The sequence below is a fragment of the Metabacillus hrfriensis genome (assembly GCF_030127205.1).
Taxonomy (GTDB): Bacteria; Bacillota; Bacilli; order Bacillales; family Bacillaceae; genus Bacillus_P; species Bacillus_P dongyingensis.
The window spans coordinates 4072682-4097121 of the sequence record NZ_CP126116.1 but is presented as its reverse complement, the minus strand read 5'-3'; the positions used below and the strand labels follow the sequence as shown (position 1 = coordinate 4097121).

The 24440-nt window shown below is 35.9% G+C and carries 26 protein-coding genes, 1 tRNA gene, 1 pseudogene and 1 riboswitch; of the genes and pseudogenes, 16 read left to right on the top strand and 12 right to left on the bottom strand.

What is annotated here, in order from left to right; translation table 11 throughout:
* The first annotated feature begins 201 nt into the window (after window positions 1-201).
* The 10 genes from QLQ22_RS20455 (at window position 202) to QLQ22_RS20410 (ending at window position 8714) form a co-directional block, all read left to right on the top strand.
* Complete coding sequence (locus QLQ22_RS20455; protein WP_223437588.1) at window positions 202-1092, top strand: LysR family transcriptional regulator; 891 nt, start codon at window positions 202-204, stop codon at window positions 1090-1092.
* A gap of 212 nt (window positions 1093-1304) precedes the next feature.
* A complete protein-coding gene (locus QLQ22_RS20450; RefSeq protein ID WP_252207312.1) occupies window positions 1305-2501 on the top strand; it encodes a M20 family metallopeptidase in 1197 nt (398 codons plus the stop codon).
* Between the two features lie 60 nt (window positions 2502-2561).
* Entirely contained in the window at window positions 2562-3998 is a 1437-nt protein-coding gene (locus QLQ22_RS20445) for a YfcC family protein (protein ID WP_223437585.1), read from the top strand.
* Window positions 3999-4051: 53 nt separating this feature from the next.
* Window positions 4052-5803 (top strand): M28 family peptidase, encoded by a 1752-nt coding sequence (locus QLQ22_RS20440; RefSeq protein ID WP_223437584.1) that lies wholly within the window; start codon window positions 4052-4054, stop codon window positions 5801-5803.
* 30 nt (window positions 5804-5833) lie between these two features.
* Window positions 5834-6286 (top strand): SRPBCC family protein, encoded by a 453-nt coding sequence (locus QLQ22_RS20435; protein ID WP_284015435.1) that lies wholly within the window; start codon window positions 5834-5836, stop codon window positions 6284-6286.
* A gap of 180 nt (window positions 6287-6466) precedes the next feature.
* Entirely contained in the window at window positions 6467-6625 is a 159-nt protein-coding gene (locus QLQ22_RS20430; RefSeq protein WP_284015434.1) for a hypothetical protein, read from the top strand.
* 95 nt (window positions 6626-6720) lie between these two features.
* Entirely contained in the window at window positions 6721-7014 is a 294-nt protein-coding gene (locus QLQ22_RS20425) for a hypothetical protein (protein ID WP_223437582.1), read from the top strand.
* A gap of 520 nt (window positions 7015-7534) precedes the next feature.
* Window positions 7535-8080 carry a DUF4352 domain-containing protein gene (locus QLQ22_RS20420; RefSeq protein WP_223437580.1) on the top strand — a complete coding sequence of 182 codons (546 nt, stop codon included), beginning with the start codon at window positions 7535-7537 and terminating at the stop codon, window positions 8078-8080.
* The gene (locus QLQ22_RS20415; protein ID WP_223437578.1) at window positions 8080-8415 is read left to right on the top strand and encodes a hypothetical protein; all 336 of its coding nucleotides are present in this window, start codon (window positions 8080-8082) and stop codon (window positions 8413-8415) included. The genes QLQ22_RS20420 and QLQ22_RS20415 overlap by 1 nt, the downstream gene beginning before the upstream one ends.
* A gap of 173 nt (window positions 8416-8588) precedes the next feature.
* Complete coding sequence (locus QLQ22_RS20410) at window positions 8589-8714, top strand: hypothetical protein (RefSeq protein WP_275976722.1); 126 nt, start codon at window positions 8589-8591, stop codon at window positions 8712-8714.
* Window positions 8715-8874: 160 nt separating this feature from the next.
* Here QLQ22_RS20410 and QLQ22_RS25235 read toward each other — a convergent pair.
* The 7 genes and pseudogenes from QLQ22_RS25235 to QLQ22_RS20380 all read right to left on the bottom strand — a co-directional run.
* Window positions 8875-8954, bottom strand: a pseudogene (locus tag QLQ22_RS25235) (Nif3-like dinuclear metal center hexameric protein); the annotation flags it as partial.
* A gap of 162 nt (window positions 8955-9116) precedes the next feature.
* Complete coding sequence (locus tag QLQ22_RS20405) at window positions 9117-9851, bottom strand: polysaccharide deacetylase family protein (RefSeq protein ID WP_252207311.1); 735 nt, start codon at window positions 9849-9851, stop codon at window positions 9117-9119.
* Window positions 9852-10104: 253 nt separating this feature from the next.
* Window positions 10105-11019, bottom strand: a complete 915-nt coding sequence (locus QLQ22_RS20400; protein ID WP_223437575.1) for a class I SAM-dependent methyltransferase — start codon at window positions 11017-11019, stop codon at window positions 10105-10107.
* A 281-nt stretch (window positions 11020-11300) separates the two neighbouring features.
* Window positions 11301-11687, bottom strand: a complete 387-nt coding sequence (locus QLQ22_RS20395; RefSeq protein WP_223437573.1) for a RidA family protein — start codon at window positions 11685-11687, stop codon at window positions 11301-11303.
* A 24-nt stretch (window positions 11688-11711) separates the two neighbouring features.
* Window positions 11712-12905, bottom strand: coding sequence for a MalY/PatB family protein (locus tag QLQ22_RS20390; RefSeq protein ID WP_284015432.1), 1194 nt, complete (start codon window positions 12903-12905; stop codon window positions 11712-11714).
* A gap of 18 nt (window positions 12906-12923) precedes the next feature.
* Window positions 12924-14483, bottom strand: a complete 1560-nt coding sequence (gene malX / locus QLQ22_RS20385; RefSeq protein WP_223437570.1) for a maltose/glucose-specific PTS transporter subunit IIBC — start codon at window positions 14481-14483, stop codon at window positions 12924-12926.
* Window positions 14484-14792: 309 nt separating this feature from the next.
* Complete coding sequence (locus QLQ22_RS20380; protein ID WP_284015431.1) at window positions 14793-15554, bottom strand: MurR/RpiR family transcriptional regulator; 762 nt, start codon at window positions 15552-15554, stop codon at window positions 14793-14795.
* Window positions 15555-16126: 572 nt separating this feature from the next.
* Window positions 16127-16230, top strand: a riboswitch (TPP riboswitch).
* Between the two features lie 114 nt (window positions 16231-16344).
* Between QLQ22_RS20380 and tenA the strand changes: the two genes are divergently transcribed.
* From tenA to QLQ22_RS20360, 4 genes are read left to right on the top strand one after another with little or no spacing between them, the layout of a single operon-like run.
* Window positions 16345-17028 (top strand): thiaminase II, encoded by a 684-nt coding sequence (tenA, locus tag QLQ22_RS20375; protein WP_223437566.1) that lies wholly within the window; start codon window positions 16345-16347, stop codon window positions 17026-17028.
* On the top strand, window positions 17028-17624 hold the full coding sequence (locus tag QLQ22_RS20370) for an ECF transporter S component (RefSeq protein ID WP_223443630.1): 597 nt from the start codon (window positions 17028-17030) through the stop codon (window positions 17622-17624). Before tenA ends, QLQ22_RS20370 begins: the two co-directional genes overlap by 1 nt.
* Window positions 17602-19197, top strand: coding sequence for an ABC transporter ATP-binding protein (locus QLQ22_RS20365; protein ID WP_223437564.1), 1596 nt, complete (start codon window positions 17602-17604; stop codon window positions 19195-19197). The genes QLQ22_RS20370 and QLQ22_RS20365 overlap by 23 nt, the downstream gene beginning before the upstream one ends.
* Window positions 19187-19924, top strand: a complete 738-nt coding sequence (locus QLQ22_RS20360; protein ID WP_223437562.1) for an energy-coupling factor transporter transmembrane component T family protein — start codon at window positions 19187-19189, stop codon at window positions 19922-19924. Before QLQ22_RS20365 ends, QLQ22_RS20360 begins: the two co-directional genes overlap by 11 nt.
* Before the next feature lie 430 nt (window positions 19925-20354).
* Here QLQ22_RS20360 and QLQ22_RS20355 read toward each other — a convergent pair whose 3' ends face one another.
* From QLQ22_RS20355 to QLQ22_RS20340, 4 genes are read right to left on the bottom strand one after another with little or no spacing between them, the layout of a single operon-like run.
* On the bottom strand, window positions 20355-20504 hold the full coding sequence (locus QLQ22_RS20355; protein ID WP_223437560.1) for a hypothetical protein: 150 nt from the start codon (window positions 20502-20504) through the stop codon (window positions 20355-20357).
* An 18-nt stretch (window positions 20505-20522) separates the two neighbouring features.
* On the bottom strand, window positions 20523-21536 hold the full coding sequence (locus QLQ22_RS20350; RefSeq protein WP_284015429.1) for an alpha/beta fold hydrolase: 1014 nt from the start codon (window positions 21534-21536) through the stop codon (window positions 20523-20525).
* Between the two features lie 36 nt (window positions 21537-21572).
* On the bottom strand, window positions 21573-21995 hold the full coding sequence (locus tag QLQ22_RS20345; protein ID WP_223437557.1) for a hypothetical protein: 423 nt from the start codon (window positions 21993-21995) through the stop codon (window positions 21573-21575).
* Between the two features lie 22 nt (window positions 21996-22017).
* A complete protein-coding gene (locus QLQ22_RS20340; RefSeq protein ID WP_420828881.1) occupies window positions 22018-22791 on the bottom strand; it encodes an SDR family oxidoreductase in 774 nt (257 codons plus the stop codon).
* Between the two features lie 400 nt (window positions 22792-23191).
* Here QLQ22_RS20340 and QLQ22_RS20335 point away from each other — a divergent pair, with 400 nt between their 5' ends.
* On the top strand, window positions 23192-23371 hold the full coding sequence (locus tag QLQ22_RS20335; RefSeq protein WP_223437555.1) for an LAGLIDADG family homing endonuclease: 180 nt from the start codon (window positions 23192-23194) through the stop codon (window positions 23369-23371).
* A gap of 1 nt (window position 23372) precedes the next feature.
* Entirely contained in the window at window positions 23373-23834 is a 462-nt protein-coding gene (locus tag QLQ22_RS20330) for a spore coat protein (protein WP_223437553.1), read from the top strand.
* 425 nt (window positions 23835-24259) lie between these two features.
* Here QLQ22_RS20330 and QLQ22_RS20325 read toward each other — a convergent pair.
* Window positions 24260-24332: transfer RNA gene (locus QLQ22_RS20325), tRNA-Ala, on the bottom strand.
* Between the last annotated feature and the right edge of the window lie 108 nt (window positions 24333-24440).

Sequence of the window (24440 nt, the reverse complement as noted above, 5' to 3'; positions counted from 1 at the left end):
GTGGTTCTTTTCGTAACCCGCGGAGATTTGCAGATTAAATGTTAAGATTTACAAGGAAAGTGATTCTATAAATTTTCACAGAAGTTATTCATTCCTAGAATCAAGGTTAAATCCATAAGGTAAAGACAGCACCCTCACTCTATGTTTAAATAGAAGATAGCTTATTAAATATCTATATAAACTATAGGGCAGGTGAATGTTTTGGATGAGAAGGATTGTCTGATCTTGCAGTATTTGTATAAGGATCCGAATTTAACAAAAGCTGCAGAACATTTTTATATGACGCAGCCAGCTTTGACCTACCGTTTGCGGCAAATTGAAAAGGAGTTTCAGATTCAGATCTTCTCAAAGAATGGGAAAAACATTAAGATAACACCTGCTGGTGAATATATAGTCGGGTATGCGAAAAAAATGCTTACTGACTTGCGCAGTACGAAAGAATACTTACTGAATATGGGAAATGAAGTGCAGGGGAATTTTAAAATAGGCGTGAGCAGCAACTTTGGTCTATACGAATTGCCTTCGATTTTAGAATATTTAATGAACCAATATCCGAAAGTTCATGTGAATGTGGATACAGGCTTTAGTACGGAAATGATCGATTTGCTCATAGAAGGGGAAATTGATGTTGCTATAGTAAAAGGGGATTATAATTGGTCAGATCAAAAATATCTTCTTAATGAAGAAAATATATGCCTTATCTCTAAGAATGAAATGGATTTAGAGCAACTTCCTAACTACCCGATGATTAATCGAAAAGAGCCAGCCGTTTTAATGAAATATAAAAATGTATCATCAAGTCCATTAGATAAAAGCATAGATCGCTGGTGGGATGAAAGATACGATCAGCCGCCGTTTATTTCCATGCAAGTAGACAGTTATGAGACGTGTAAAGAAATGGTGAAAAAAGGACTTGGGTATGCAATTATACCAAGGGCATTTATTCACGAAATGGATGAATTAACAAGTCATGATTTAATTTTTAAAGATGGTCAGGAACTGAAAAGAAGAACATGGATGATCTATCGTGAGTCTTCCTTGCAATTAGCGACAGTCTCGACAATTGTAAATTATATAAAGAAAAGATATTAAAAATGAGAAAGAGAACACTGCATGTGGTGTTCTCTTTTTTTATTTTTAATATTTTTTAATAGTAATTAATAAAGCATTAAGAGCTTGTATATTTATACTATAAAAAAATTTTATAAATAACCAAAAAAACATTATGTGTACTTATAGATCGGAGGAAAGTAAAATGAATAAAAAATCATGAATTTTCTGAATGTTGGGGGAGTTGTATATTTATGAATATCGGTGAAATGGAAGGGAAAAAGGCAATTCAGGCTGCAGTAGATGCTCTTGACCTTGAGCTGCGTGAATTATCGTTAAAGATTCATGCGAATCCTGAACTTAGTTTTCATGAATATCAAGCGATGGAATGGTTGACGGAGCCTTTAAGCAAAGCTGGTTTTGCAATTGAAAAAGGAATAGCTAATCTGGAAACATCGTTTAGAGCAACATGGGAAGGACAACCTGGCGGACCTACAGTTGCCTTATTAGCTGAATACGATGCCCTAAAAGGACTCGGCCATGGATGCGGCCATAATATTATTGGAACTTCTGCGGTAGGTGCAGCTTTAGCATTAAAGGCTGCTCATCCGAATCTGCAGGGGAAAATTGTTGTATTAGGCACACCTGCTGAAGAAGAAGGCGGAGGCAAAATCTTAATGGTTCAAGACGGGGTATTTGATGATGTAGATGCAGCAATGATGTGCCATCCCCAAAAACAGTCAATGGTGCTTCGCGGCGGATTAGCATGTGTCGATGCAACATTTAAATATTTTGGAAAATCTGCGCACGCATCTTCTGCTCCAGAAAAAGGAATTAGTGCTCTTGATGCGGTTATTAACACTTTTGTTGCCGTAAACTCATTGAGACAATTTTTCAAAGATGATGTTAGAATTCATGGAATTATCACAAAAGGCGGAGAAGCAACAAATGTTGTACCGGACTATTGTGAAGCTGAATTTTTACTTAGAGCTGAGACCGTTGAAGATCTTACTATTGTTCGCCGCAAGGTATACGCAGCTGCTCGCCATGCTGCAGAGGCTGTGGGTGCAAAGCTCGAACTAACAGAGGGTCTCGTCTATGCGGAACGAAATAATAATAAAACTTTAGCCTCCCTATTTAAAGAGAATTTGGAACTGTTAGGTGAAGAAGTCATCGAACCGCCCAAAAAAGGAGGAATTGGTTCGTCTGACATTGGAAATGTCGGACAGGTAACAGCTGCGATCCATCCATATATCAAAATAACGGATGATGCGATCACACATACTCCCGAATTTGTTGAAGCTGCTAAGTCAGAGGCTGGCATGCAGGGCTTAAATAAAGCAGCAAAAACATTAGCTATGACAGCTTATGACGTATGCTGCAATCAAGCTTACTTTCATGCGATCCGAAAAGAATTTGAAGAGTGGAAGAAGAAAAAGCAATCTAAGTAAGAACTAGTTGAAATCCTAATAGTAAAAACCAAAAAAACTCTATGAAAGGTGGTTTTAATATTGAATACAAAGACAACAATCGAACCTAAATCAAAACCTCCATCAAAATTTTCAAGCTTTATTAAAATGCCGCATACACTTGTCATTATTGTTTTTATTATTTTAATTTGTGCGCTATTAACGTATATATTGCCGGCAGGTGAATTTGATCGAGTTGAGGATAAAGAAACGGGCAACACCGTTGTTGTTGAAAATACGTTTCATTCCGTTGAACAAGATCCTGTAAGTATCATCGACGTACCATTAGCCATTGTCCAAGGACTGACCAGTGCCAGCGATACAGTCTTTTTCATATTTATTATTGGCGGAGTGTTCCAAATTATTAATTCTACAGGAACGATTGAAGCAGTAACAGCAAGGGTCGGAAAAGCCTTTATGAATCGCGGGCTCGTTGTCATCCCTATTTTCCTGGCTTTATTTTCTGTCGGCGGTTTTACAATGGGAATGTCTGCAGAGGTAATGGCGTTTGTGCCAATCGGAATTGCGATAGCAAGATCGTTGGGATATGATGCGGTAACAGGAACTGCGATGGTTATGTTAGGTGCCGCAAGCGGCTTTACAGCAGGGCTCTTAAATCCATTTAATGTAGGGATTGCCCAATCGATTGCTGAGATTCCATTGTTTTCTGGAATGTGGCTGCGGGTTATATTATTAGTCATTTTATTAGCTGTTACAAGTGCTTATATTATTCGCTATGCCAAAAAGGTGAAAAAAGATCCTTCCCTCAGCTTTTCTTATGAACTTGAAAAAGAAGAAGGGATGGGAAGAACAGATTTAATAGCCTCTTTACCACAAATAAAAACAGCTCATTATTTAACAATCATTGCTGTGGCTGCAGGTTTCGGTGTCTTAATTTGGGGTGTCTCCAGCAAAGGCTGGTGGATGGAGGAGCTTGCAGCGTTTTTCTTATCATTAGGAATTATTGTCGGATTTTTAGCAAAGTATGGACCCAGTAAAATTGCCAGTGAGTTTGTTATTGGAGCAAAGGAAATTACCTTTGGCGCCTTTATCGTCGGAATTGCCAAAGGGGTTGTTGTCGTCTTAGAGCAGGGAGCTATTATTGATTCTGTAGTTAATGGTTTGTTTACCTCTATTGCTCATTTACCAACTCAGATCCAAGTTTTAGGGATCTATATTGTGCAAAACATCATGAACATTTTTATTACTTCTGGAACCGGACAAGCTGCAACAACCATGCCAATTTTAGTACCGCTCGCTGATTTAATTAATGTAACAAGACAAACGACGGTTTTGATTTTTCAATTAGGAGACGGCCTATCAAATTGTATCCTTCCTACTTCTGCTATGCTAATGGGAAGTTTGGCTGTTTCAAAAATTAAATATCAGGAGTGGGTCAAGTTTTTCTGGCCGCTGCTGCTGATTTGGATGGTCATTGGGGCTGGATTTGTTTTGTTTGCAGATTTTATTCAATATTAAAAATTGGTACATGTCTAATATGAATTCTGTACGAAAGCAAAGGGTGAAGAAATTTGGTTAATTATAAATTCAATCCCTCAGAATATGCTGAACTGATCCAATTGATAGAGAAAGAACAATTGGATCAGCATGTAAAAGCGTTGACCCAATGGGAAAGATTAAGTGGTGAAAAAGAGGCAGAAGCAGCAGCTGATTATATTTTAGAACAGCTGAACAAGTTTGGCGTGCATTATGATCGATATGAATTTGATGGATATTTCAGTGATCCATTACATGGAGAAGTCAATGTGATTTCTTCGGATATTTTTAGTGTAAAGGCAAAATCACGATCATTTAGTCTTCATTGTCCAGAAGGCATCGAAGGAAATGCCGTTTATGACTTCTATAGTGAAGAACGTCATAACGGTGCGGATCCAATTGATCGTTATACACATTTACAAGGGAAGATTGTTGTCAGCTGGAATTTTTATGAGGATTATGTCAAGAAAATTGAAAGTGCTGGTGCGAGGGGGTTAATTCATATTTGGCCATCACCTGAAAAGGTCATCCATGAAGAAACGGTTGGAGCAGTATGGGGAACGCCTACAATTGAAAATGTGGATCAGTTAACAAAAATACCTGTCGTTGGGATTACTTTTCAAGATGGTATGAAATTATTGGAACGGATGCAAAAAGAGGAAATCAAAGTTGTCGTGAAAACGGCCGTACAGACTGGAATCAAACGAGTAAGTTTACCGATTGCATCGATACCAGGTAAGGCTGATCAATACATTTTAGTCTCAGGTCATTACGATTCATGGCATAAAGGCGCAACCGATAATGCTGGCGGGAATGCCTTATTGCTTGAATTGGCACGGATATTCTCGAATAAAAAAGGAGGTTTGACTCGAGGGATCAAATTGGCATGGTGGCCTGGACATTCAAATGGAAGATATGCAGGCTCTACATGGTATTGTGATCATTTTTGGCATGAAATCAATGAAAAATGTATGGCACACATCAATGTGGATTTCCCTGGAACCATGGGGGGAATCAATGTCATTCCAAGGTCAAGCTCCATCGAGGATGAAAGGTTACCAGAAAGCATTATCGCTTATTTTACAGGTAAAAAGCCAAATCATTCCGCATACCTCCCTCGCGGGGCAGACCAATCCTTTTGGGGGACGAATGTCCCGATTCATATTCAGTTTAAGTATGAACCGATTGAAACGGATAAAGTCTATAATACTCCTGGCGGTAATTGGTGGTGGCATACAGAGGAAGATTTGTATGACAAAATAGATTTAGAGCTATTAATGAGAGATACGAAGATGCATGCTTCGCTTGTCCATGAACTAGTCAATTTGGAAACTCTGCCGATTAATCTAACAGCATTTATCTATAATGGCAGAAAAATCATCGAAGAAATTGATGGGAATTCAGATGAGCAATTTGATTTCACACCGATTTATGAATCCCTCAATGTACTGACAGAACAAGTAAAAACACTCTCAGAAACTGAAATTGTACATGCTGATGCGTATAACAACATGTTAAAAGCAGTGGCTGGAACATTAAATAGACTAATGTTTTCTTATTCCAGCAAGTATGAATTTGATAGTACCTTTCCATTTCACCCATATCCAGGTTTAGCAAAAGTGAAAAATATCTACTCGGCTAATATATCATCAGAAGATTTTTTGTTTGCAAAAACTTATTATGTCAGGCAAAGAAATCGTTTTGTGAATGAAGTCAGAGAGGCATGCTGGAAGATTAATGAATATATAAAGTCTGATTTGACATGCCTGAAAATTACAAGCTCATAATAGATATAAACGTAATGCGAGAGGATGAAAATGAAATTGTCAATTTCTATTCCTGATCTATCATTAAGACCATTTTCTTTGTCGGTAGAACGAGTAATGGATTCATCACCCGAGGTTCTGTTCAAAGCATGGACGAAACAGTTTGACATCTGGTTCGCTGCACCGGGCAGCGTTATCATGCAAGGAGAAATCAACACGGTTTTCTACTTTGAGACTTCATTTGAGGGAAAACGTCACCCCCATTATGGAAGGTTTTTAAGGATTGAGGAAGACCAGCTTGTAGAACTTACATGGGTTACTGGGGCTGGGGGAACAAATGGTGCTGAAACAGTTGTCAAAGTAGAGTTTGAACCAAATGGAGTCGGAACCAAACTGCGTCTTACACACACAGGGTTTCCAGATGATGAGTCAAGGACTCAACACAAAGAAGCTTGGCCGATTGTACTTGAACAGTTGGAAATACGTGTGAAGGAAAGGTCCTAAACATTCATACCACCCAATAGGATGAAGCCGACATATACTTGTTGGCTTTTTTTAGTGCATATCAGGATGAAACTGTGCAGTCACATATACAATCTGAATTCGTAAAACTTCACATTCATTTGTATGAAAATTGTAAAACAGCCAATGATAATAGACAAATTAAAGATTGGTGTGGTATCAATGGACATAATATCAGTGCCGCTTTTATTGGGGATAATCCTGTTCCTAGCTGGGATTTTTATCATAATATTTTTTGTGAAAAATTGGGCTGAAAATAAAAAAAAGAAAAACGGTATTGATCCAAATGAAATTGTGGTGAAGAATCAAGATGAATTATGATCTTTCAGTTTCCAATTCTATAGTCAAATCTTAGGTTATAAAGATATCTTCCCCTTCATATTCTTAATGGTACTGTTTACGAAGGGGGAGATTGCATGGATACAGAAAAAAGCGTTTCAATTGAAGAAATTGAGCTGCCTCATTTATTCACTTTTGAAAAAGAGCAGGAACAAGTCGAATTTGGTTCTGAAAAATACTTTAAAAATGTTTACAGCGAAAGAATAAACAACCTTCTAAGTGAATTCCTTCACTGCAATATTGAACAGGTAATTTCAAATTGTGATGGGAATGTAGAAGAAATCAAATTAAAAATAAGTAACCTTATAGAAGTTTATTATCAAGCAAGACTTAAGTTTGAAAAGACAAAGCAGCAACTAAGGGTTTTTTAATCATAAAAAAGAAGATCCTCAACCAGTTAATGGTTGGGATCTTCTTTTTACATTAGGCGGTCTACAGGATAAAATTAAGGAGTGTACATCTGACTAAGTTAAATAAATAAATAAACTAAATTAACATCTTTTATACCTTTTGTTATAGACAATCTTTTAGACTAATTTCCACTAAAAATACACGAAAAATATCTAAATTAAATCGCTCGAAGTTAAAAATTTTAAATGAATTGGTTTTGAAACAAATACTATAAAATTAAACAGCTTTTTCTTTGTAAGATATTTGTTCGTTTCTGGGACATTAATAAATTATGCGAATAGTCATACTATCATTAAAAATCTCGCTCGAAGTGCCGCATAATTTTTTTTAATGGATACTATGATAAAGTGTTCATTTTTTATCAAAAAGGTTTGAATTTTAATTTTTTAGGAAAAGTGGAAAATATGTACTTAATATGAAATTTTTATTCTAACATTATTCTCGGGATGAATACCAAAAAATTAATGGAGGAGAGGAGAAATGAACAAAAAAGTATTCGGAGTTTTATCAACAGCATTTTTACTCGGCGGTTTACTATCAGGTTGTGGCGATGCAGAGGTTAAGGAAGTATCTAGCTCTGGCGACAAACAAACAGATGAATCGAACAAAAAAGAAGCAGCAGGAGCTAAAACTGAATATAAGGTTGGTGAAACTGTTTCAATCGATGGAATGGAAGTTACGATTAAGTCATTATCTTGGGGAAAACCTATCGATGGTGTGCCTGCAGAAAAAGGGAAAATTTTGCGAATTGAAGTATCAGCAAAAAATAATTCATCTGACAATGGGTTTGTGGATTCTAGCGAATTCCAAGTTTACGATAAAGAAGGAAATAAATTAGAAATGTACTTCGGCAACAATGACGCAAATATGTTTGGTGGAGAACTGAAACAAGGAAAGCAATCAGCAGGTGCTCTAGAGTTTGATGTTCCAGAAACGGAGACATATGAAATTTATTACGAACCTTCATTCACTTTTAAAGAAAATGCAGAAGTGAAATGGATTGTTCCGACAGGAGAGATTAAATAATGAAAACTTGGATTCCTATTCTAGCAATCCTTGGCGGTATTAGTGGTGTAGTTAGTGGAGCTTTAGTTGGTGTAGCTGGCGGTGTGTTCGGTGATGGAAACATGGCCGAGTCAGGTGGCTGGGTGTTCTTCATATCCTTTCTAGCAATTGTTCTTGGATTTACAGCATGGAAATGGTCTAAAATCTCCGGCTGGTTATTAATTGCTATATCTGTAATTGGTTTAATCATGAACGGGTTATTCTTTGCTCTTGCTTTCATATTCTTATTGATCGCCGGTATCATGGCCACTCGTTACGGATCCCAAAAGAATAAAAATAATTCTGTGTCCGTATAACGTGAAAACATTATTGACCTTGATATTGCTAACTTTGATAGTGTCAGGCTGTGGCAAGTTAAAAGGTGAAGTGCGGCCATTTGCAAATGCAGTAATAACAGATGTGAACGATTGGTCTCAGTGACCCTTCTTTTAGTTGCTGCTTGTATATCCGGTTGCAAGAAGGAGATATATTGGATGAAGATGTTATTAATGTTGAAGAAGAAAGAGATTATTGCCGCGACTTTAAGGAAGGAGATGAGGTAAGCGGTTCTTATATCGATGGAGAAGAAACAGATTCCTTGGTTCAAATGGAATAATGAACAAGAGGTCCCTTGATGGGGCCTCTTACTCCTAAACCAATAAAGACATATAAAGGAAAAACAATTGCTGCTATTAAGAGTGCGTTAGGGATTAAGTAAAAAAATAACAATCATTAAAACAACTGCCTGTCTCTTATTTTGAGAAACAGACAGTTGTTTTTGTATTTTCGTAGTCATTATCAATGTGACAATGTATTTCTCCTGTAATTATGCCTGTGCCCCTTTTTCCTCGGGTTCTTGAAAATCCGTGAATATAAATCCATACGCTCGCTAATATAACCAGCCTTCATTATGTGATATATGTTACCCATTGATCACGATTTTCTGCCCTCTGAAGCACTGATCAAGTTTTTTACGATATTATGCACTGTTCCCTTTGGTTCCAAAAGGAACCCTTCTTCATTCTCCGTCAACTATTTTTGCAAAGTCATCAAGAGTAGTTGAATACTTGATATAGATTCGTGGTAAAAGATAGAGTTCGTCTTTAATGCCCTTCTCAGAAAATGGTTCAGGAGTTGTCGTTAGTCCAAACAAATAGTATTTTTTCGTTTCTGCTGTGACTTTGTTATTGAAGTTACCGTATGGATACGCAAGAGCATGAACTGGTTTGCCCGTAATTTTTTGAATTTTATCTTTGGACCCTTTAAGTTCATATTCATAATTTTTTATTTTCGTCAAATCAGGATGTGTAGCAGTATGAGACTGGAATGAGATTATACCCGAATCAGCCATTATTTTTATATCCGATTTCGATAATCGGTTGGAGCGACCGATAAAGTCAGAAATAACAAAAATGGTACCAGCTGGTTTAAAACGTTCGTTTTTCAGTTCTTGAAAGATTGCAAATGCATTCAGATTGTTTTTGTATCCGTCATCAAAGGTAATGAATATGGGTTTGTTTACTTTATAAATGTCTTGCCAACGATCAAAAGTTAATAAGGTGTAGCCATGGTCTCGTAAATAAATCATTTGTTTCTCGAAATTCTTCGGGGTTACATATAACTCTTTAGAACCGTGCCCATTAAACTCGTCAATCGAATGATAAATTAAAATAGGTACTTTTCGTTGAGCAAATACTTGGGATGGAAGAATTAAGATAAGAAAACATAGGAAAAAAATTGCGGCCTTTTTCATAAAACTCCTCGTTTGTATCCTTTTTATTTCTCTTTATTTATTGTTCCTCAAAGGGATAGTTCTATTATGATTTTTCCTATATTTCATTCAGCTTCCATGATTGTAAAGTTTTGAACTTAAAGTAACATAAGCAGTTTATTTCAATAAAAAAGCATATGATTTTAGACATATTAGACTGCGAATAAGCTTAAATAATAAACAACCTCCCAATCCTTAAGGATAGATTGAGAGGCAAGTCTGTTTCACTGAAATATTATTTTTTTATAGCATGGATATAATGAATCGTTTCGAATGCAGACAAATAATCTGTCCGATTACTAAAGAAAAGGTCATTTATCGCAGCTGGCGATAAATGTTCATAAATTAGTAAACCTGATTTCTCTAACATATTCTCGATTTCAAAATAAGTGAAACACGATTTCATTGGTTCTCCACTTACTGAAGCCATTTTCACCATATTTTCAACTCTATTAGACATACCTTTTTCTTTAAAGAGTTTTTCGTCTGCATAATCAAAAACTATAGAACTTCCTGATGGGACTTTAGCAAATAAATTATTTATCAAGCTTGAATTTTCTTCTTTAGTTAAATAATAAGAAACGCCCAATAAGCTAAAGAAAGTTTTTTTGTTATTGAATCCTTCATCTATTAGATTTTGATAAGAAAACTTATCGGTAAAGTCCATAGAAACGAAATGAAGATTACTCGGGATTTTAAAATTGGCATTATCCAACTTTTTCTTTTTGAAATCCTGTGTAGCTGGATAATCAACTTCAAATATTTCTAAGCTGTTTTTCAATTCTGGATGTCGGAAACAAAAAGTATCTAACCCAGCTCCAAGTATGACATATTGTTTTAATCCTAACATTACTTCATTAAGTAATACTTTTTCGCAATACGCAGCTCGTGCTAGAGGCGTTGGAGAAAGCTGGACTTGGGTAATCCATTTTAAAATTTCATCTGGATCATTTTGAAACCTTAGAGCAATATCTTTGTTGAAAAACTGTATTCCTTGAATCATATTCTCACTAATGTCTGAAAACTCTTTTTGGGATATGAGATCTTTTAAAATAAAATCATCGAAAATTTTTAGTGTGTCATATTTACTGTGATAGGCTCGACCAAAAGCTGCTATTATGGAAGTTAAACTGGACTCATTATGCTTCATACAATTATCCTCCCGTATAAACAAAAATAAGATTCCCCGGCCAGGAGAATCTTATTATACACAGGAATTTTTAAAAGGTAAATTATAGCATAAATAAATTTTTTTGTCAATAAAAATACCTATTTTAAATCTAATATATTGCCATTAAAGGGCGTAATTCTTATTATCTTTAGTAAAAGGGGTGTAAGCGAAGCCTGAACAACTTCGCTTACACCTACTTCATTATGCATTCCATATATGAAGTAACCTTTACCTTCATTGGATGGAGCAAAGATCTGATGTCAGTTGTCTTCCGCCAAAGCAATAACTTCGACTTCACATAATACACCTTTAGGCAGCTCTTTAACTGCTACACAAGAACGTGCCGGCTTATTCTCAGTGAAGTATTGCTCATACACACTGTTGAAGTCTGCAAAATCAGCCATATTCGTTATAAAACAAGTCGTTTTAATCACAGTATTAAACGAAGCATTGCCTTCTTCTAAAACAGCTTGAACATTTTTCATGACTTGATGTGCTTGCTCAGTAACCTCTCCATCTACTACTTCTCCTGTATTAGGATTAACTGGGATTTGGCCTGAAGTAAAGAGTAATTTATCTAACTTTATTGCTTGAGAGTAAGGTCCAATTGCTGCTGGTGCTTCTTTAGTGAAAATTGTTGTTAACACGCTTCATTCTCCTCTTAAAGGTAATTATTTATATTTATTTTCAAGATAATCTAAAGCTTTTTTAAATCTCTGTAATCCATCGATTACTTTTGAAGAGGGGCATCCCACATTCATACGCAAGAATCCTTTTCCATCTTTTCCGTACATCTCCCCCGGCATTATGGCTACTTTACCATGATGAATCAGTGCATCTTGCAGTTGTTCATCAGTATATGGCAGCCTAGATATGTCAATCCATGCTAAATAGGTTGATTCAGGAATTTCTAAATGGGCAGAAGGGATATGGGTATCAAGAAATCCCTTCACTAGTTCCATGTTTTTTTCAATATAAGCGTTTAATTCATCCACCCATTGACCACCGTCAAGATAAGCAGTCATTAATCCAATTGCACCTAGAGTACTTGTGGAAGAAAGTCCATCTATATTCTTCAAGGTTATGAGGAAACGCTCCTTTAATTCTTGATTAGGTATAATCGCATAGGATCCTCCTAATCCAGGTGTATTGAATGTTTTGCTGGCTGACGTACAGATACACACATGATCTAGATTTTCTGCAGCATTTACAATTGGAATATGCACATTAGGCTTGCTTACAATATCCATATGAATCTCATCGGAAATAACATAAACCTGATATTTCTTGCATAGAGCAATTATTTTTTTTAATTCTATTTTTGACCATACACGTCCAGTCGGATTATGAGGACTGCATAATAGAAAAACTTTTGCACGAGGATGAGCAAGTTTTTTCTCTAAATCCTGAAAATCAATGAAGTAAGAGCTATTTTCATAAAGCAGCTTGTTCCCAGAAAAAACCCGCTTATTTTCTTCTACTAGTTTAAAGAAAGCATCATACGCCGGAGTTTGGACAACGACATGATCCCCCTCTTCTGTCATGTGTTCGATCAGCTTTGAAATCGTATAAATAACTGTAGGACTATATATAATCCAATCCTCTTTAATTGATGTAGAAAATCTCTTCAGGTACCATTGTTGAATTGCACCTTTAAACTCTAGATGATTCCATCTCGTATATCCAAAAATCCCATGGTCTACACGCTTTTTTATTGCCGTTAGTATTTCGGGCGGGCATAGAAAATCTGTATCTGATATAGAGAATGGCAAAAGGTCCTTTTCTCCAAATCGATCTTCAATATAGTCCCATTGAGTACAATAGGTACCTAATCTATTTACTACTTCATCAAATGAATAGTTCATTTTAATCAAACCTCATCTTTATGCTAATTTATCCAATTGTGTTTTAACAGATGCTACTTGTGTTCCTATAATAACCTGTACATTATGTTCATCAAGTACAACAACACCAAGTGCTCCACACTCTTTTAAGACGGGTTGATTTACTTTATCCATATCTTTCACGACAAGACGTAAACGGGTAATACAGTTATCTAATGACTCAATATTTTCTTTTCCGCCTAACGCACTTAAAATTCGATCTGCATCATATTTCCCTTTTTTCTTATTAGTAATGATTTCTTCACTAATTTCTTCGGTTGCTTCTTCACGTCCAGGAGTTTTCAAATTGAATTTTGCAATTGCGTACCGAAACACTGTGTAATAAACAGCAAACCACACGATCCCTACTGCGAGTACGAGATACCATTTAGTATAGGTGCCTTGTAATATCCCGAAGATTAAAAAGTCTAATACACCGCCATCCGTGTTGCCAATAACCACTCCAAGTAAAGACATAACCATAAATCCTAATCCTGTCAGGACTACATGAATTCCATATAACACTGGTGAAACGAACAAGAATAAAAATTCAATAGGTTCTGTAATTCCGGTTACAAAAGCAGCAAGAACACCAGAAATTAATAGCCCTTTAATTTTCTTGCGATTCTCAGGCCGAGCAGTATGATAGATCGCTAATGCAACTGCTGGTAATCCAAACATAAATGATGGCATTTTACCTTGAGATAAAAAGGCTGTTACGGAAGGACTAATTGCTTCTCCACTTTTTAACTGAGCATAGAAAATATTTAATGCACCGGATATCGTTTGACCATCAACAATTTGCGTACCGCCTGCTTCTGTAAAACGAATCATCGCTACAAGAATATGGTGTAATCCAAACGGAAGCAGCAATCTCTCCCCGGCACCAAATAAAAATGGGCCGAATGCGCCTGATTGTTGAATGATTGACCCTACTCCTGCAATTCCAAGTGCAAATATTGGCCAAATGATCGGAAGCAGAATCCCAACAACCGCCAATGTCAAAGAAGTAATAATTGGAACAAAGCGTGCTCCTCCAAAAAATGCAAATGCGTCTGGCAGCTGGATATCGTAAAACTTATTGTGCAGGAGATAAACGATAACCCCAACAATAATCCCGCCGAGGACTCCCATTTCTAAGGTTTGAATTCCCATTACCATTCCTTGTCCAGCCTCGCGCAACTTTTCTGCTTCAGCAAGCTGATTGGTTTCAGTTAAATAAAAGTTAATAGATAAATGCATGATCACATAACCGATAAATCCAGAAAAAGCAGCTACACCTTTTTCATACCTTACAAGTCCCAATGGAATGGCCATTGCGAATAATACTGGTAAGTAGGTGAATGCAAAACCGCCGATTGTAGACATAAAACTAAAGAGTATTTGTAAAATAGGATTTCCTAAAAAGGGGATGGTTTCAATCGTAGTTGGACTTGTAAATGCACTTCCGACCCCTAACATTAATCCCATGAATGCTAACAGTGCCACAGGTAGCATAAAAGTTTTCCCTAAGCCTTGAAAAAACTCCCAAAAATTCGATTTCATGCTTTTCTTTTTCATACTGGACTCTCCTTTTTCCAAAGTCAGGTTGCGAGCTAGCTGCTCATGTAAGTTTTCTATCAACTTACGGGTATAGCATAGCTTTATTAGTACTGTGTTGCAATCGCTTTCATGTTTGTTGTACACAGTTACTTTTTTTGTAACGAGCTTACATACAAAAAGAGTATAGAAGTTCTGAAATCCCTCTCATATTCTTTACCTCACCTCAAAAATTAAGTCTGAAAGGGTTTCTTTTATTGAAGTTTTAAGTTTCGTTCCCTTTGCCTTCATAAAAAAAAGTTTCTAGTATTTACTAGAAACCTCTTAGTACTAATGATTCATATACGTCAGGATAATGAAATCCAAAATAATGCTTAACGGAAATCTCGAACTCATATCTAATTCGCCATAATATCCGTTTGTAATATGTGCATGAAAAGTGAGATCAACTTCTTGTTCCAACCGGCTATTCCGTCGGCCAACGACGGCTATTGTCTTTACGTTCTTCTCTTTTAATATATTTGCAAACTCTAGTATATGTAATGTTTCTCCACTATATGATACTAAAATGGCTAAATCATTTTCAGATAAACTATTGGCCACGCATCTTAGTTCATCCCAATCTTCACGTGCACTGCAGATTCTTCCTGAAAAGGTAAGCTTTCTAGCAGCTTCCACACAAGTTGGAAGTGATGCCCCAACCCCAAAAAACTCAACATAATTACTTTCTTTAATATACGCTGCAGCTTTTTGAATCTTTTCTTCATTGAGATTCTGTAAGGTTTGCTCCATTTCTTTTTTTACTCGATCTATTTGAGTCAATATCGTATTAGAAGAAATAATATTTTCATCATCTTTATCATAATCAACATATTTACTTAACGTGTATTTTAAATCTTGGAATCCCTCGTAGCCTAACTGTTTACAAGTTCTGCTAATCGTTGCGGTTGATACAAATAATTCTTTGGCAAGATCATTCACATTGGACTGAACAACGAGATTCGGGTTTATTAAAATATAGTCTAATACCTGTTTCTCTAACTGGCTTAATTGATCTCTGCGTTGAGATAATCGCTTTAAGAATGTTTTCATCGTTCATCACCACTCTATATTATTCCTTATACTATAGCATATCCATGAAACTCTAAAACAAAAGCTTTTATTGGTATACAGTAATCTTGGGATCATCTTTTTTTCATCTTCAGTTCCATTTTAGTTAATCACATTACCAATGTCATTTTATGCAAATTCCAGAAAAAAGAGTCAGGATCATTTCTGATGGAATCAAAGTGGTACGGTGGATAATAAATTGATTCCTGCCGAAGGAAAACTAAAAGGTAAGCACGTAAAGATTCTGCCATCAATGTTGAGAGCAGTGAGAACTGCACTTTTTGATTGCTGTAAAATCTGATGTCAGCTGCAAATATACAGCTAGAATTGCGCTCTTTAATTATATTGAGGCCAATTAATCGAAGAATTTCTTGTGGGATTTATGGAGATTTTGAAATGATTCTTATTAAAGGTGTCTCATTATCCCGAAACTTCTAATCATAACTTCAGGGCTCTTTAACAAATGGAGTTAACAAAGTTTCATACTAATCCTGTAATTATAAATTGATTGACTTTAATAGAAAGCATGTGTACAGTAAATATTAAATTAATAGGAAGACCACTAGGGGAGCCATTTTATGGCTGAGACAGGAGTTATCCTGGACCCTTTGAACCTGATCTAGTTCATACTAGCGTAGGAAAGTGGAGTCCGTGTATGAATATATACAATTATTCTGCCGCTCCATTTTTGGAGCGGTTTTTTTCGTATTTAACTTATAGTAGCCGCTCCCTATAGTGTCTTCCCGTTATAACCAATAAGGGGGCTAAATATATGAGTTTTTCAGCAGAACTAAGAAAAGAAGCAAATCCTATCTTTCATGCGATTTTCGAACATCCTTTTGTCCAAGGAATTGCCAATGGGGAATTAAAAAAGGAACAATTAATTCATTATGTTAAACAGGACTTTGAATATTTGAGTTCCTTTATCAGAATCTATGGAATAGCGGTCTCGAAGTGTGAGAATCGTGAAGATATGGATATGTTTAATCAGCAAATTTCATTTATATTAAAAAGTGAAATCCACCCGCATAATAACTTTTGTCAAGTAGCGGGAGTTCCATATGAAGTATTACAAGGGTATCCGTTATCACCATCTTCCCATCATTACATACGTCATATGCTTACAGTTGCACACGAAGGAACACTAGGGGAAATTTTAGCTGTCTTATTACCATGTCCGTGGACATATTGGGAGATTGGGAAAAGAATATTAAATGAAGTTAATCCAGACCGCTCTCATCCATTTTATGATTGGATAAATTTTTATGGGAATCGTACAGATTCGATTACAACCAAATTTTGTGACCGGATAGATGAGTGGGCAAAGGAAGCAACAGAGAGAGAAAAAGAAAAGATGAAAGAACATTTTTTAATAAGTTGTCAGCTTGAATATATGTTTTGGGATATGGCCTATAAACTCGAAGAATGGCCTGTGAAAATGGAGGTAGTTAAGTGATGAGCTGGAAGATGAAAGAAGTAGTTCTTGCTGTCATTCTAGCGGTGGCTTGTGGAGTTATTTATTTAGGATGGTCTACTCTTTGGATTCCGATTTCCGCTATTGTGGGGCCGGTGGGCGCAGGATTTATGTTTGGGATTTGGGTGATTGCCAGTCCAATAGTAGCGTATATTATCCGAAAACCGGGTGCGGCGCTTATTGCAGAGGTTGCAGCGGCAGCAGTAGAGTTATTAACAGGAAGTCATTTTGGTCTATCGGCCCTTTTAATTGGCGTCTTTCAAGGTATTGGTTCAGAAATCGCATTCGCGATATTCAGATATAAACGCTACAACCTGTTTACATTAATGCTGTCTGGGGCTCTTGCAGCGGTTGGAAGCATGATCTATAACTTAATCGCCAACGGTTTTGGATATTACACGACAGAAGTATTTTTTGTTACGTTAGTAATTCATGTGATAAGCGGAATGATTCTCGGTGGCTGGTTAGCGAAAGCAGTCGTGGACTCACTGGCAAAAACAGGTGTTTTAGAACAATATGAAATTATGAAGGAAAAAAGGAAAAGGGAACACTTAAATGGAAATGTTTCTGGGATGTAAGGATCTATCTATTCGCTTTTATAATCGTTCTGAAAAAATACTAAGCAATATCACATTATCAATAAATAAAGGTGAGAAAGTATTAATACTAGGGCCTAGCGGGAGTGGGAAATCTACTTTGATTTCCGCTCTTGCAGGTATTATCCCTGAGCATATTGAGGCAGAAGTGAGTGGTGAAGTATTCCTCAGGAAAGATGCCGGCGTTATGTTTCAAGATCCTGATTCTCAATTTTGTATGCTTCATGTGGGTGAGGAGATTGCTTTTAGTCTCGAAAACCGATCTATTCCGCGAAACGATATGGACAAAATGATTTCTGACTTGATGGATAAAGCAGGGCTAAAGATAGATAAGAAAACACCAATTGAAACATTATCCGGTGGTATGAAACAAAGGTTGGCATTAGCTTGTTTATTAGCATTAGAACCAGAAGTCTTGTTCTTTGATGAACCAACAGCCCAATTAGACCCTGCTGGCAGGAACGAGATATTTGATTTATTGAATCAAATTTCGCAAAAGACAAACCAAACGATGGTTTTTGTAGAACATGTATTAGACGGCTGCATCGAATGGATGGATAGGGTCGTGATCATAAATGAAAGCGGGAGTATTATCGGGGATGGGAAGCCGAAAGAGATTCTGCTGAATTTTAATAATCAAATGAAAGAAGCTGGTATTTGGAGGCCGAAATTATTTCCGGAAAAATGGATGGAAGTTGTTCATAATAACTCACACCCGTTATCTATCAAACTTTCAAATATGATAGAAACGAAGTCAATTTCAAAAACCAAAGAATACAAAAAAGAGGATATTTTTATCAGCATCGAAAATGTTGAAATTGGTTATAGGAAGAAGGCAATAGTGAGAGACATTAATATAAAAATCCATAAAGGGGAATGGATTTCGATTGTAGGTGAAAATGGAAGCGGGAAAAGCACCTTCTTAAAAAGTCTTATTCGCTTGGAGCCAATTAAAAAAGGGGAAATTCACTTTCAAGATACTGAACTGAAAAAATGGTCAGATCGAGAATTATATGAAAAAGCGGGCTTTGTTTTTCAAAATCCAGAACTTCAATTTATAACGGATACGGTATTTGATGAAATTGCCTTTGGCGGCCGACAAAGAAATTGGCCTGAAGAGCTGATTCATACAAAAACGAACCAATTACTACAGGAGTTTGGATTGGAATCTTATCACAATGCTCACCCTTTTACATTGAGTTTAGGACAAAAACGGCGGTTAAGTGTAGCGACTATGTTGTTGTTTGATCAAAATTTATTATTACTTGATGAACCAACTTTCGGTCAGGATGAAAAGACAGCCAGAGAGCTTATTAAACGCCTGAAAGAGAGACAGGAACAGGGAACAACCATTGTAATGGTGACTCACGATATGGATTTAGTTGATGATTTTTCAGATAAAGTAATTCTCTTCAACAAAGGGAGAGTGACCTATCAAGGGACACCATATCGGTTGTTTTCTGATCAAAATCTTCTATGTAAAAGTGCGTTAATTCCGCCGCTCCATTACCAATTGATGCATGCACGAAAGGAGAGTATTTTTTATGAAGGCTAACCATTCATTTCTCGCTACTCTAAATCCTTCATGCAAATTACTTTCCCATTTTTTAATTATGTTTATATTGATGACAATTTCACATCCAAAAGTGACTTTATTGATATGGTTTTTTGCGGTATTACTCGGGATATTTTTAGGCGGATGGCGAATTTCATTCCTTATGAAAAGGCTTTTTCCTTATTTAGGATTTTTTATTCTTGTATTTTGGATGATGGCGGCATTTGGTGAAGGGCAAGAAACAATTTGGAAATGGGCCTGGTTTCATATTACCCAAGAGAGTATGAATCATGGCTTAACTTTAGCATTACGTATGTTAGGGTTTGTAACGTATGGATTATTATTCACCTCTACAACAGACTTAACTTTGTTCATTATGAGTTTGATTCATCAATGTAAACTTTCACCTAAATGGGCGTATGGGCTATTAGCAGGGTTCCGCTTTATCCCATTATTCCAATCTGAACTAAACCAAATGAAGACTGCTCATAAAGTAAGAGGCTATAAGCAAAAAAATAGTTGGAAAGCTTTTATGAGGTACTCTTTACCGCTGTTTACTCAAGGAATACGAAAATCAGAACGAATTGCTATAGCAATGGAAGCACGTGGATTTACGGGTACAAGACACCGAACGTATTATCAAACAACTAAAATAGCAGCAAAAGACTTGGTCTATTTATTTTCTTTGTTAATAGTTGTACTGGGAATTCTTATTTTTATTGAATAATGAGGCCTTTCGCAAACTGGCTGATAGTTTTCCTAATGAGGAAAGTTGATTATACTTATTATTAATCTTGTAAACTGGACAGTTAAACCCGCATCAAATGCTATTAAAAAAGAATCAATTCAAATAAAATTTCATTAAATAACGCTTTATGAAGCGGTGACTCCCTTCTTCATTGAGAGCAGAATTTGTAAAATAGATAAAGCTCGTAAATGGCATTATGGTATTGTTAATTAACTTTTCTTAAGTATTCAGAAAACGCAGCAAACAGCTAGGCGTATTGGGTTGTTTGTTGCGCTCCTAATTAAAAATATTGGATCTTTAGTAAAACCTGGATTAAAAGGTGTTACTTTACTTATCTAATAGTAGAAGCACCTGATGGAACATTTACACTTACACCTTGAACATGCAGTAAAATGGTACTTTATTTTCTTTAAACAGTGAAAGCTAGTGAATGAATGTCATATTTATTATTTAATGCAGCTAATTTGAGGTCAGCAAGGAAACTGTAATATACGATGCCAGAAAACCCAGTCAATTCAATGTATGGATCTGTTTCGTAATATTGATACATGTTCTCCAAATTAATCTCCTTTCTTACTTAAGATCTTGGGGGAAGCCATTGATCTATATACTCAGGTAAATGTCCCTTTTTCACTGAAAAGCCGGCATGACCATATTTGCTTAGTGCGTACGTTTTATCCTTACTGGAAGCAAGTTCAATAATTGAATATGTCTGCTCTTTTGATACTAGCCGATCTTCCTCTGAAGATATAACCAGTAAATTACACGTGATATTCTTTAGATTAGCTTTCTTGCCATTTATTAAAAGTTTTCCTTTAACAAGTTTATTATCTTTCACTAAGTCATTCATAAGATTTCTAACTGTAGCTCCTACAAGAGGAAGATAACTTTTCATCCATCTGTTAAAGCTCAGCCACTTTCGTACATAAGCTTCATCATTTGCACGGCTGATAAGGGAGAGGTAAGGAGTAATGTAGACAGGTGAGGTAAGAAGGCGCATTCCTACTTTTACAAATGCAGGCGGCAGGATTCCGAAAACAGTAATAATTTCATCAAAATTCACAGCGTCTTCTCTTAATGCTTTAGCCCAGGTATCAAAGGATGGAACTGTGCTAAAATCTAGAGGTGTTACGTATAAAATTAAGTTCTTTACAGGTTCTTTAGCAATTGCTGTATAAATTGCAGCTAATGTTCCTCCCAGGCAGTAACCTATTACAGTAATTTCTTTAGCATTAGAGTGTAACAATGCTCTCTGAACACCTTTTTGAATGTACTTTTCAATATAATCATCCAAAGTTATATCCTTATCTTCATACCCAGGTGTTCCAAAATCAATCAAGTACACGTCAAATCCATTTAATATAAATGATTCGATCACACTGAGACCAGGGTGAAGGTCCAAGATATCAGGTCGGTTAACCAGAGAATATATAAGAAAAATAGGAGTAATATATTTCTTTTCTGGAGATGGATAATACCATAAAGTAGCTTTATTCCTTTTCCATATAGAGTATCTAGACAAATTAGAATTTTTGGTATCAATAGAAGAGAATATGTTATTAATACCTAATATTTGATTTTTATTTTTCATCTTACCACCACTTTTCAATTCAATAATATTAGCTTTTTAGCCTCTTCTTCTTTTTGTATTTTTCATTAGGATGAGAGTATCATTTCTTTGTTTGTCCTCTTGAAGGTTAATTCCTTCTTTTTCTTCTTTTATCAGGAGCCTTTTAACATCCTCAATTGATTTATTAAGCTGCATCATATTTTCTTCCAATGAATCTATTTTTTCTTCAGATTGGATAACGAGTTTTGATGTATTAGCAATATCGTTCTTTGTAGGAAAGTTAAGGATATTAGAAATAATTTCCATAATCTGTTGGAGTTGAACTATTTTCTTTGCTTGTAAACTGCTTTTCTCTGAAAGTGTTTTAATTACCTTTTCATTATTTAATCTTTTTTGAATATGAGCGTTTAGTTCCCTCTCTGTCTTAAGTCCATATTTCTTAATAATATCGGCCAATGGAGTATCTTTTTTGTTGTCCAAATTTTATCCCCCTTTAATTAAACTAAACTTGTGCGGTTATTCCACCATCGACAACTAGAATATGACCAGTCACATAATTGGAAGCATTAGATGCTAAGAAAATAGCCGCTCCTTTTAGGTCTGAATCATTTCCAAAACGTTTTGCAGGTACTTTTCCCAATATACTCTGACTTCCTTTCAGAATTTCTTGAGTCATCTTAGTCGGGAAGAACCCTGGTGCAATTGCATTTACTTGGATATTGCTGCGTGCTAATTTAACGGCTAAATCTTTCGTAAATGTCATAACGGCCCCTTTACTTGTGTTATAGGCAATTGTGTCGAGAAGCTCTGGAGCAGTCCCTCCAAAACCTGTGACAGATGCGATGTTAATAATTTTTCCTCCTCCTTGCTTCACCATGACTTTTCCTGCTTCCTGACTAAATAAAAATACTCCTTTTAAATTTACATTCATTACTTTGTCCCATTTGTCTTCAGGCAGTTCAAGTGATGGAGATATCCAAGATGTACCACTGTTATTTACTAAAATATCTACTGTTCCGAATACCTTCATTGTTTCAGATAATACATTTTTTATGTCCTGGTGGTTAGTAACGTCACATTTAAGGGCAAGTGTTTTTGTACCTGTTTTCTGTAGCTCATCACACATCGATTCACATGCTTTTATGTCACGTGAGCATAAGACAATATTAGCGCCAGCTTCAGCAAGAGCTATTGCAATCTGGGATCCAAGACCTTTACCTCCTCCAGTAACAATAGCGGTTTTGTTTTTTAAATCGAAATAGGAAAGCATAACTATTAAAATCAACTCTTTCTGTATAATTTTTATTTAAATGGCAATAGAAGAAAAAAAGACAGGTGAAAATCTCACCTGTATAAATAGGAAGGAAAACAACAGAATTATAGATTGACCATCTAATAATAAATCCGACTACAATATATAATTCTATAATTATAGAGTATGCAAACTTTTAAGTAATGGAATAGGTTATAGATATGCATAAAAAGCACATTTTTGTCATTTGAGGTCGGAAAAATTGTTGAAAAAATTATGAAGATTCTTCCGCAAGATAATGTCCATCCAGATGATTTCTCCGAAACATATAAAAAAATAGTCGAAAAATGTGTATTTGCCGGAGTATATTCCCCCAATCGACTGCTCACTTCATGAATAAAATATGGTGAAAGGAGAGATCGCTATGGACAGGAATACAACAAACCTATTTGTTCAAATGCTATTAGAAAAATACGGTATTAATTCAAAGCTCAGAGCCATTCCAGAGGAGAAGAAGAAGCCTCTAAAACAAATGGTTACTCAATTAAATGATCAAGTAGAAGAATTTCTTAAGAATGTAATGACTCAGAAAGGGGGGAAATAAATTGGCTAGAAACAGAGTGATTTTTCAAAATTGTAATGGAAATGGCGTTGGCGGTGAAAGAGAAAATGAAAACAATCAACTTGAAGGAATAGAAGTTTCTCAAAGAGCTCGAAACAGTGCTCGTATTTCTCAAAGATCTTCAGAAAGAATTAAGATTGTAGATTCTACTGATGTGAACGTATTAACGATTGATGTGCAGGCTGCAGTTGCACTTCAAGCAGCAATTCAAGCAGCAATTACCCTAATTGTCAGACTTTCATTTGCTGATGATAGTGAGCAAGCTGATAGATTTACTCAAGAGTTGTTCCAGTTTGCAAGAATTGAACAAGAAAATGAGCAAGAAATTATCATCCAGGATTCTCATAATGTTAACGTAGGCGCATTAGATTTAGATGTTGTTGTTACAATTCAAGTTTTAATTCAAGTATTAGCAGCTTTAGCAATCAGCTTGGATATCCTTTAAGTTTCAACAATAGAAAAAATTTGTTCTCTATATAACGGGTTCCGTTTTGAGGAGAAAGCATAAAAATAAAGCCAAAATGGGTATTAAATTGCACTGCAATTTATACCCGTTTTTTTGATGATATAAAGGGTTGGAATGGAGATTAGCAACGTATTTAGCAGAAAAAAATGCAAGGGGATTTGTTGAAGCGGGATAACATTATATATACCCTGCAAAATGAGAACTGATTTCTAAGTGAATTATCTTGCATATTTAGACAAAAAAGAAGTTTGAGAATACAAAAAAAGCCCTGAGTATGTACATCGGGCCTTTTAATAATTAAGAAGGCTATTCCGCAATAGCCCCCTTTAGAAGAAATACAATTTAGAGAAATTCTTCTTTTGAATGAAATTAGAAAAACCCTTGATATTCAAGGGTTTTTTTGATGGAGCATAACGGGATCGAACCGATGACCTCTACGCTGCCAGCGTAGCGCTCTCCCAGCTGAGCTAATGCCCCGTATATAGGAATCTGCAAAATTTCATTTGCGATATTATAAATTATACTGCCTCTGAAGCATTCTTGCAATAGGAAGTAACAGTCAAAACAAAAATATTTTGACTGTTA

Excerpts from the sequence above, each read along its gene's own strand:
- QLQ22_RS20450 (WP_252207312.1), top strand. The coding sequence starts at position 1,305 with ATGAATATCGGTGAAATGGAAGGGAAAAAGGCAATTCAGGCTGCAGTA.
- QLQ22_RS20435 (WP_284015435.1), top strand. The coding sequence starts at position 5,834 with ATGAAATTGTCAATTTCTATTCCTGATCTATCATTAAGACCATTTTCT.
- QLQ22_RS20430 (WP_284015434.1), top strand. The coding sequence starts at position 6,467 with ATGGACATAATATCAGTGCCGCTTTTATTGGGGATAATCCTGTTCCTA.
- QLQ22_RS20425 (WP_223437582.1), top strand. The coding sequence starts at position 6,721 with ATGGATACAGAAAAAAGCGTTTCAATTGAAGAAATTGAGCTGCCTCAT.
- QLQ22_RS20420 (WP_223437580.1), top strand. The coding sequence starts at position 7,535 with ATGAACAAAAAAGTATTCGGAGTTTTATCAACAGCATTTTTACTCGGC.
- QLQ22_RS20415 (WP_223437578.1), top strand. The coding sequence starts at position 8,080 with ATGAAAACTTGGATTCCTATTCTAGCAATCCTTGGCGGTATTAGTGGT.
- QLQ22_RS20405 (WP_252207311.1), bottom strand. The coding sequence starts at position 9,851 with ATGAAAAAGGCCGCAATTTTTTTCCTATGTTTTCTTATCTTAATTCTT.
- QLQ22_RS20400 (WP_223437575.1), bottom strand. The coding sequence starts at position 11,019 with ATGAAGCATAATGAGTCCAGTTTAACTTCCATAATAGCAGCTTTTGGT.
- QLQ22_RS20390 (WP_284015432.1), bottom strand. The coding sequence starts at position 12,905 with ATGAACTATTCATTTGATGAAGTAGTAAATAGATTAGGTACCTATTGT.
- malX (WP_223437570.1), bottom strand. The coding sequence starts at position 14,483 with ATGAAAAAGAAAAGCATGAAATCGAATTTTTGGGAGTTTTTTCAAGGC.
- QLQ22_RS20380 (WP_284015431.1), bottom strand. The coding sequence starts at position 15,554 with ATGAAAACATTCTTAAAGCGATTATCTCAACGCAGAGATCAATTAAGC.
- tenA (WP_223437566.1), top strand. The coding sequence starts at position 16,345 with ATGAGTTTTTCAGCAGAACTAAGAAAAGAAGCAAATCCTATCTTTCAT.
- QLQ22_RS20370 (WP_223443630.1), top strand. The coding sequence starts at position 17,028 with ATGAGCTGGAAGATGAAAGAAGTAGTTCTTGCTGTCATTCTAGCGGTG.
- QLQ22_RS20365 (WP_223437564.1), top strand. The coding sequence starts at position 17,602 with ATGGAAATGTTTCTGGGATGTAAGGATCTATCTATTCGCTTTTATAAT.
- QLQ22_RS20360 (WP_223437562.1), top strand. The coding sequence starts at position 19,187 with ATGAAGGCTAACCATTCATTTCTCGCTACTCTAAATCCTTCATGCAAA.
- QLQ22_RS20350 (WP_284015429.1), bottom strand. The coding sequence starts at position 21,536 with ATGAAAAATAAAAATCAAATATTAGGTATTAATAACATATTCTCTTCT.
- QLQ22_RS20335 (WP_223437555.1), top strand. The coding sequence starts at position 23,192 with ATGGACAGGAATACAACAAACCTATTTGTTCAAATGCTATTAGAAAAA.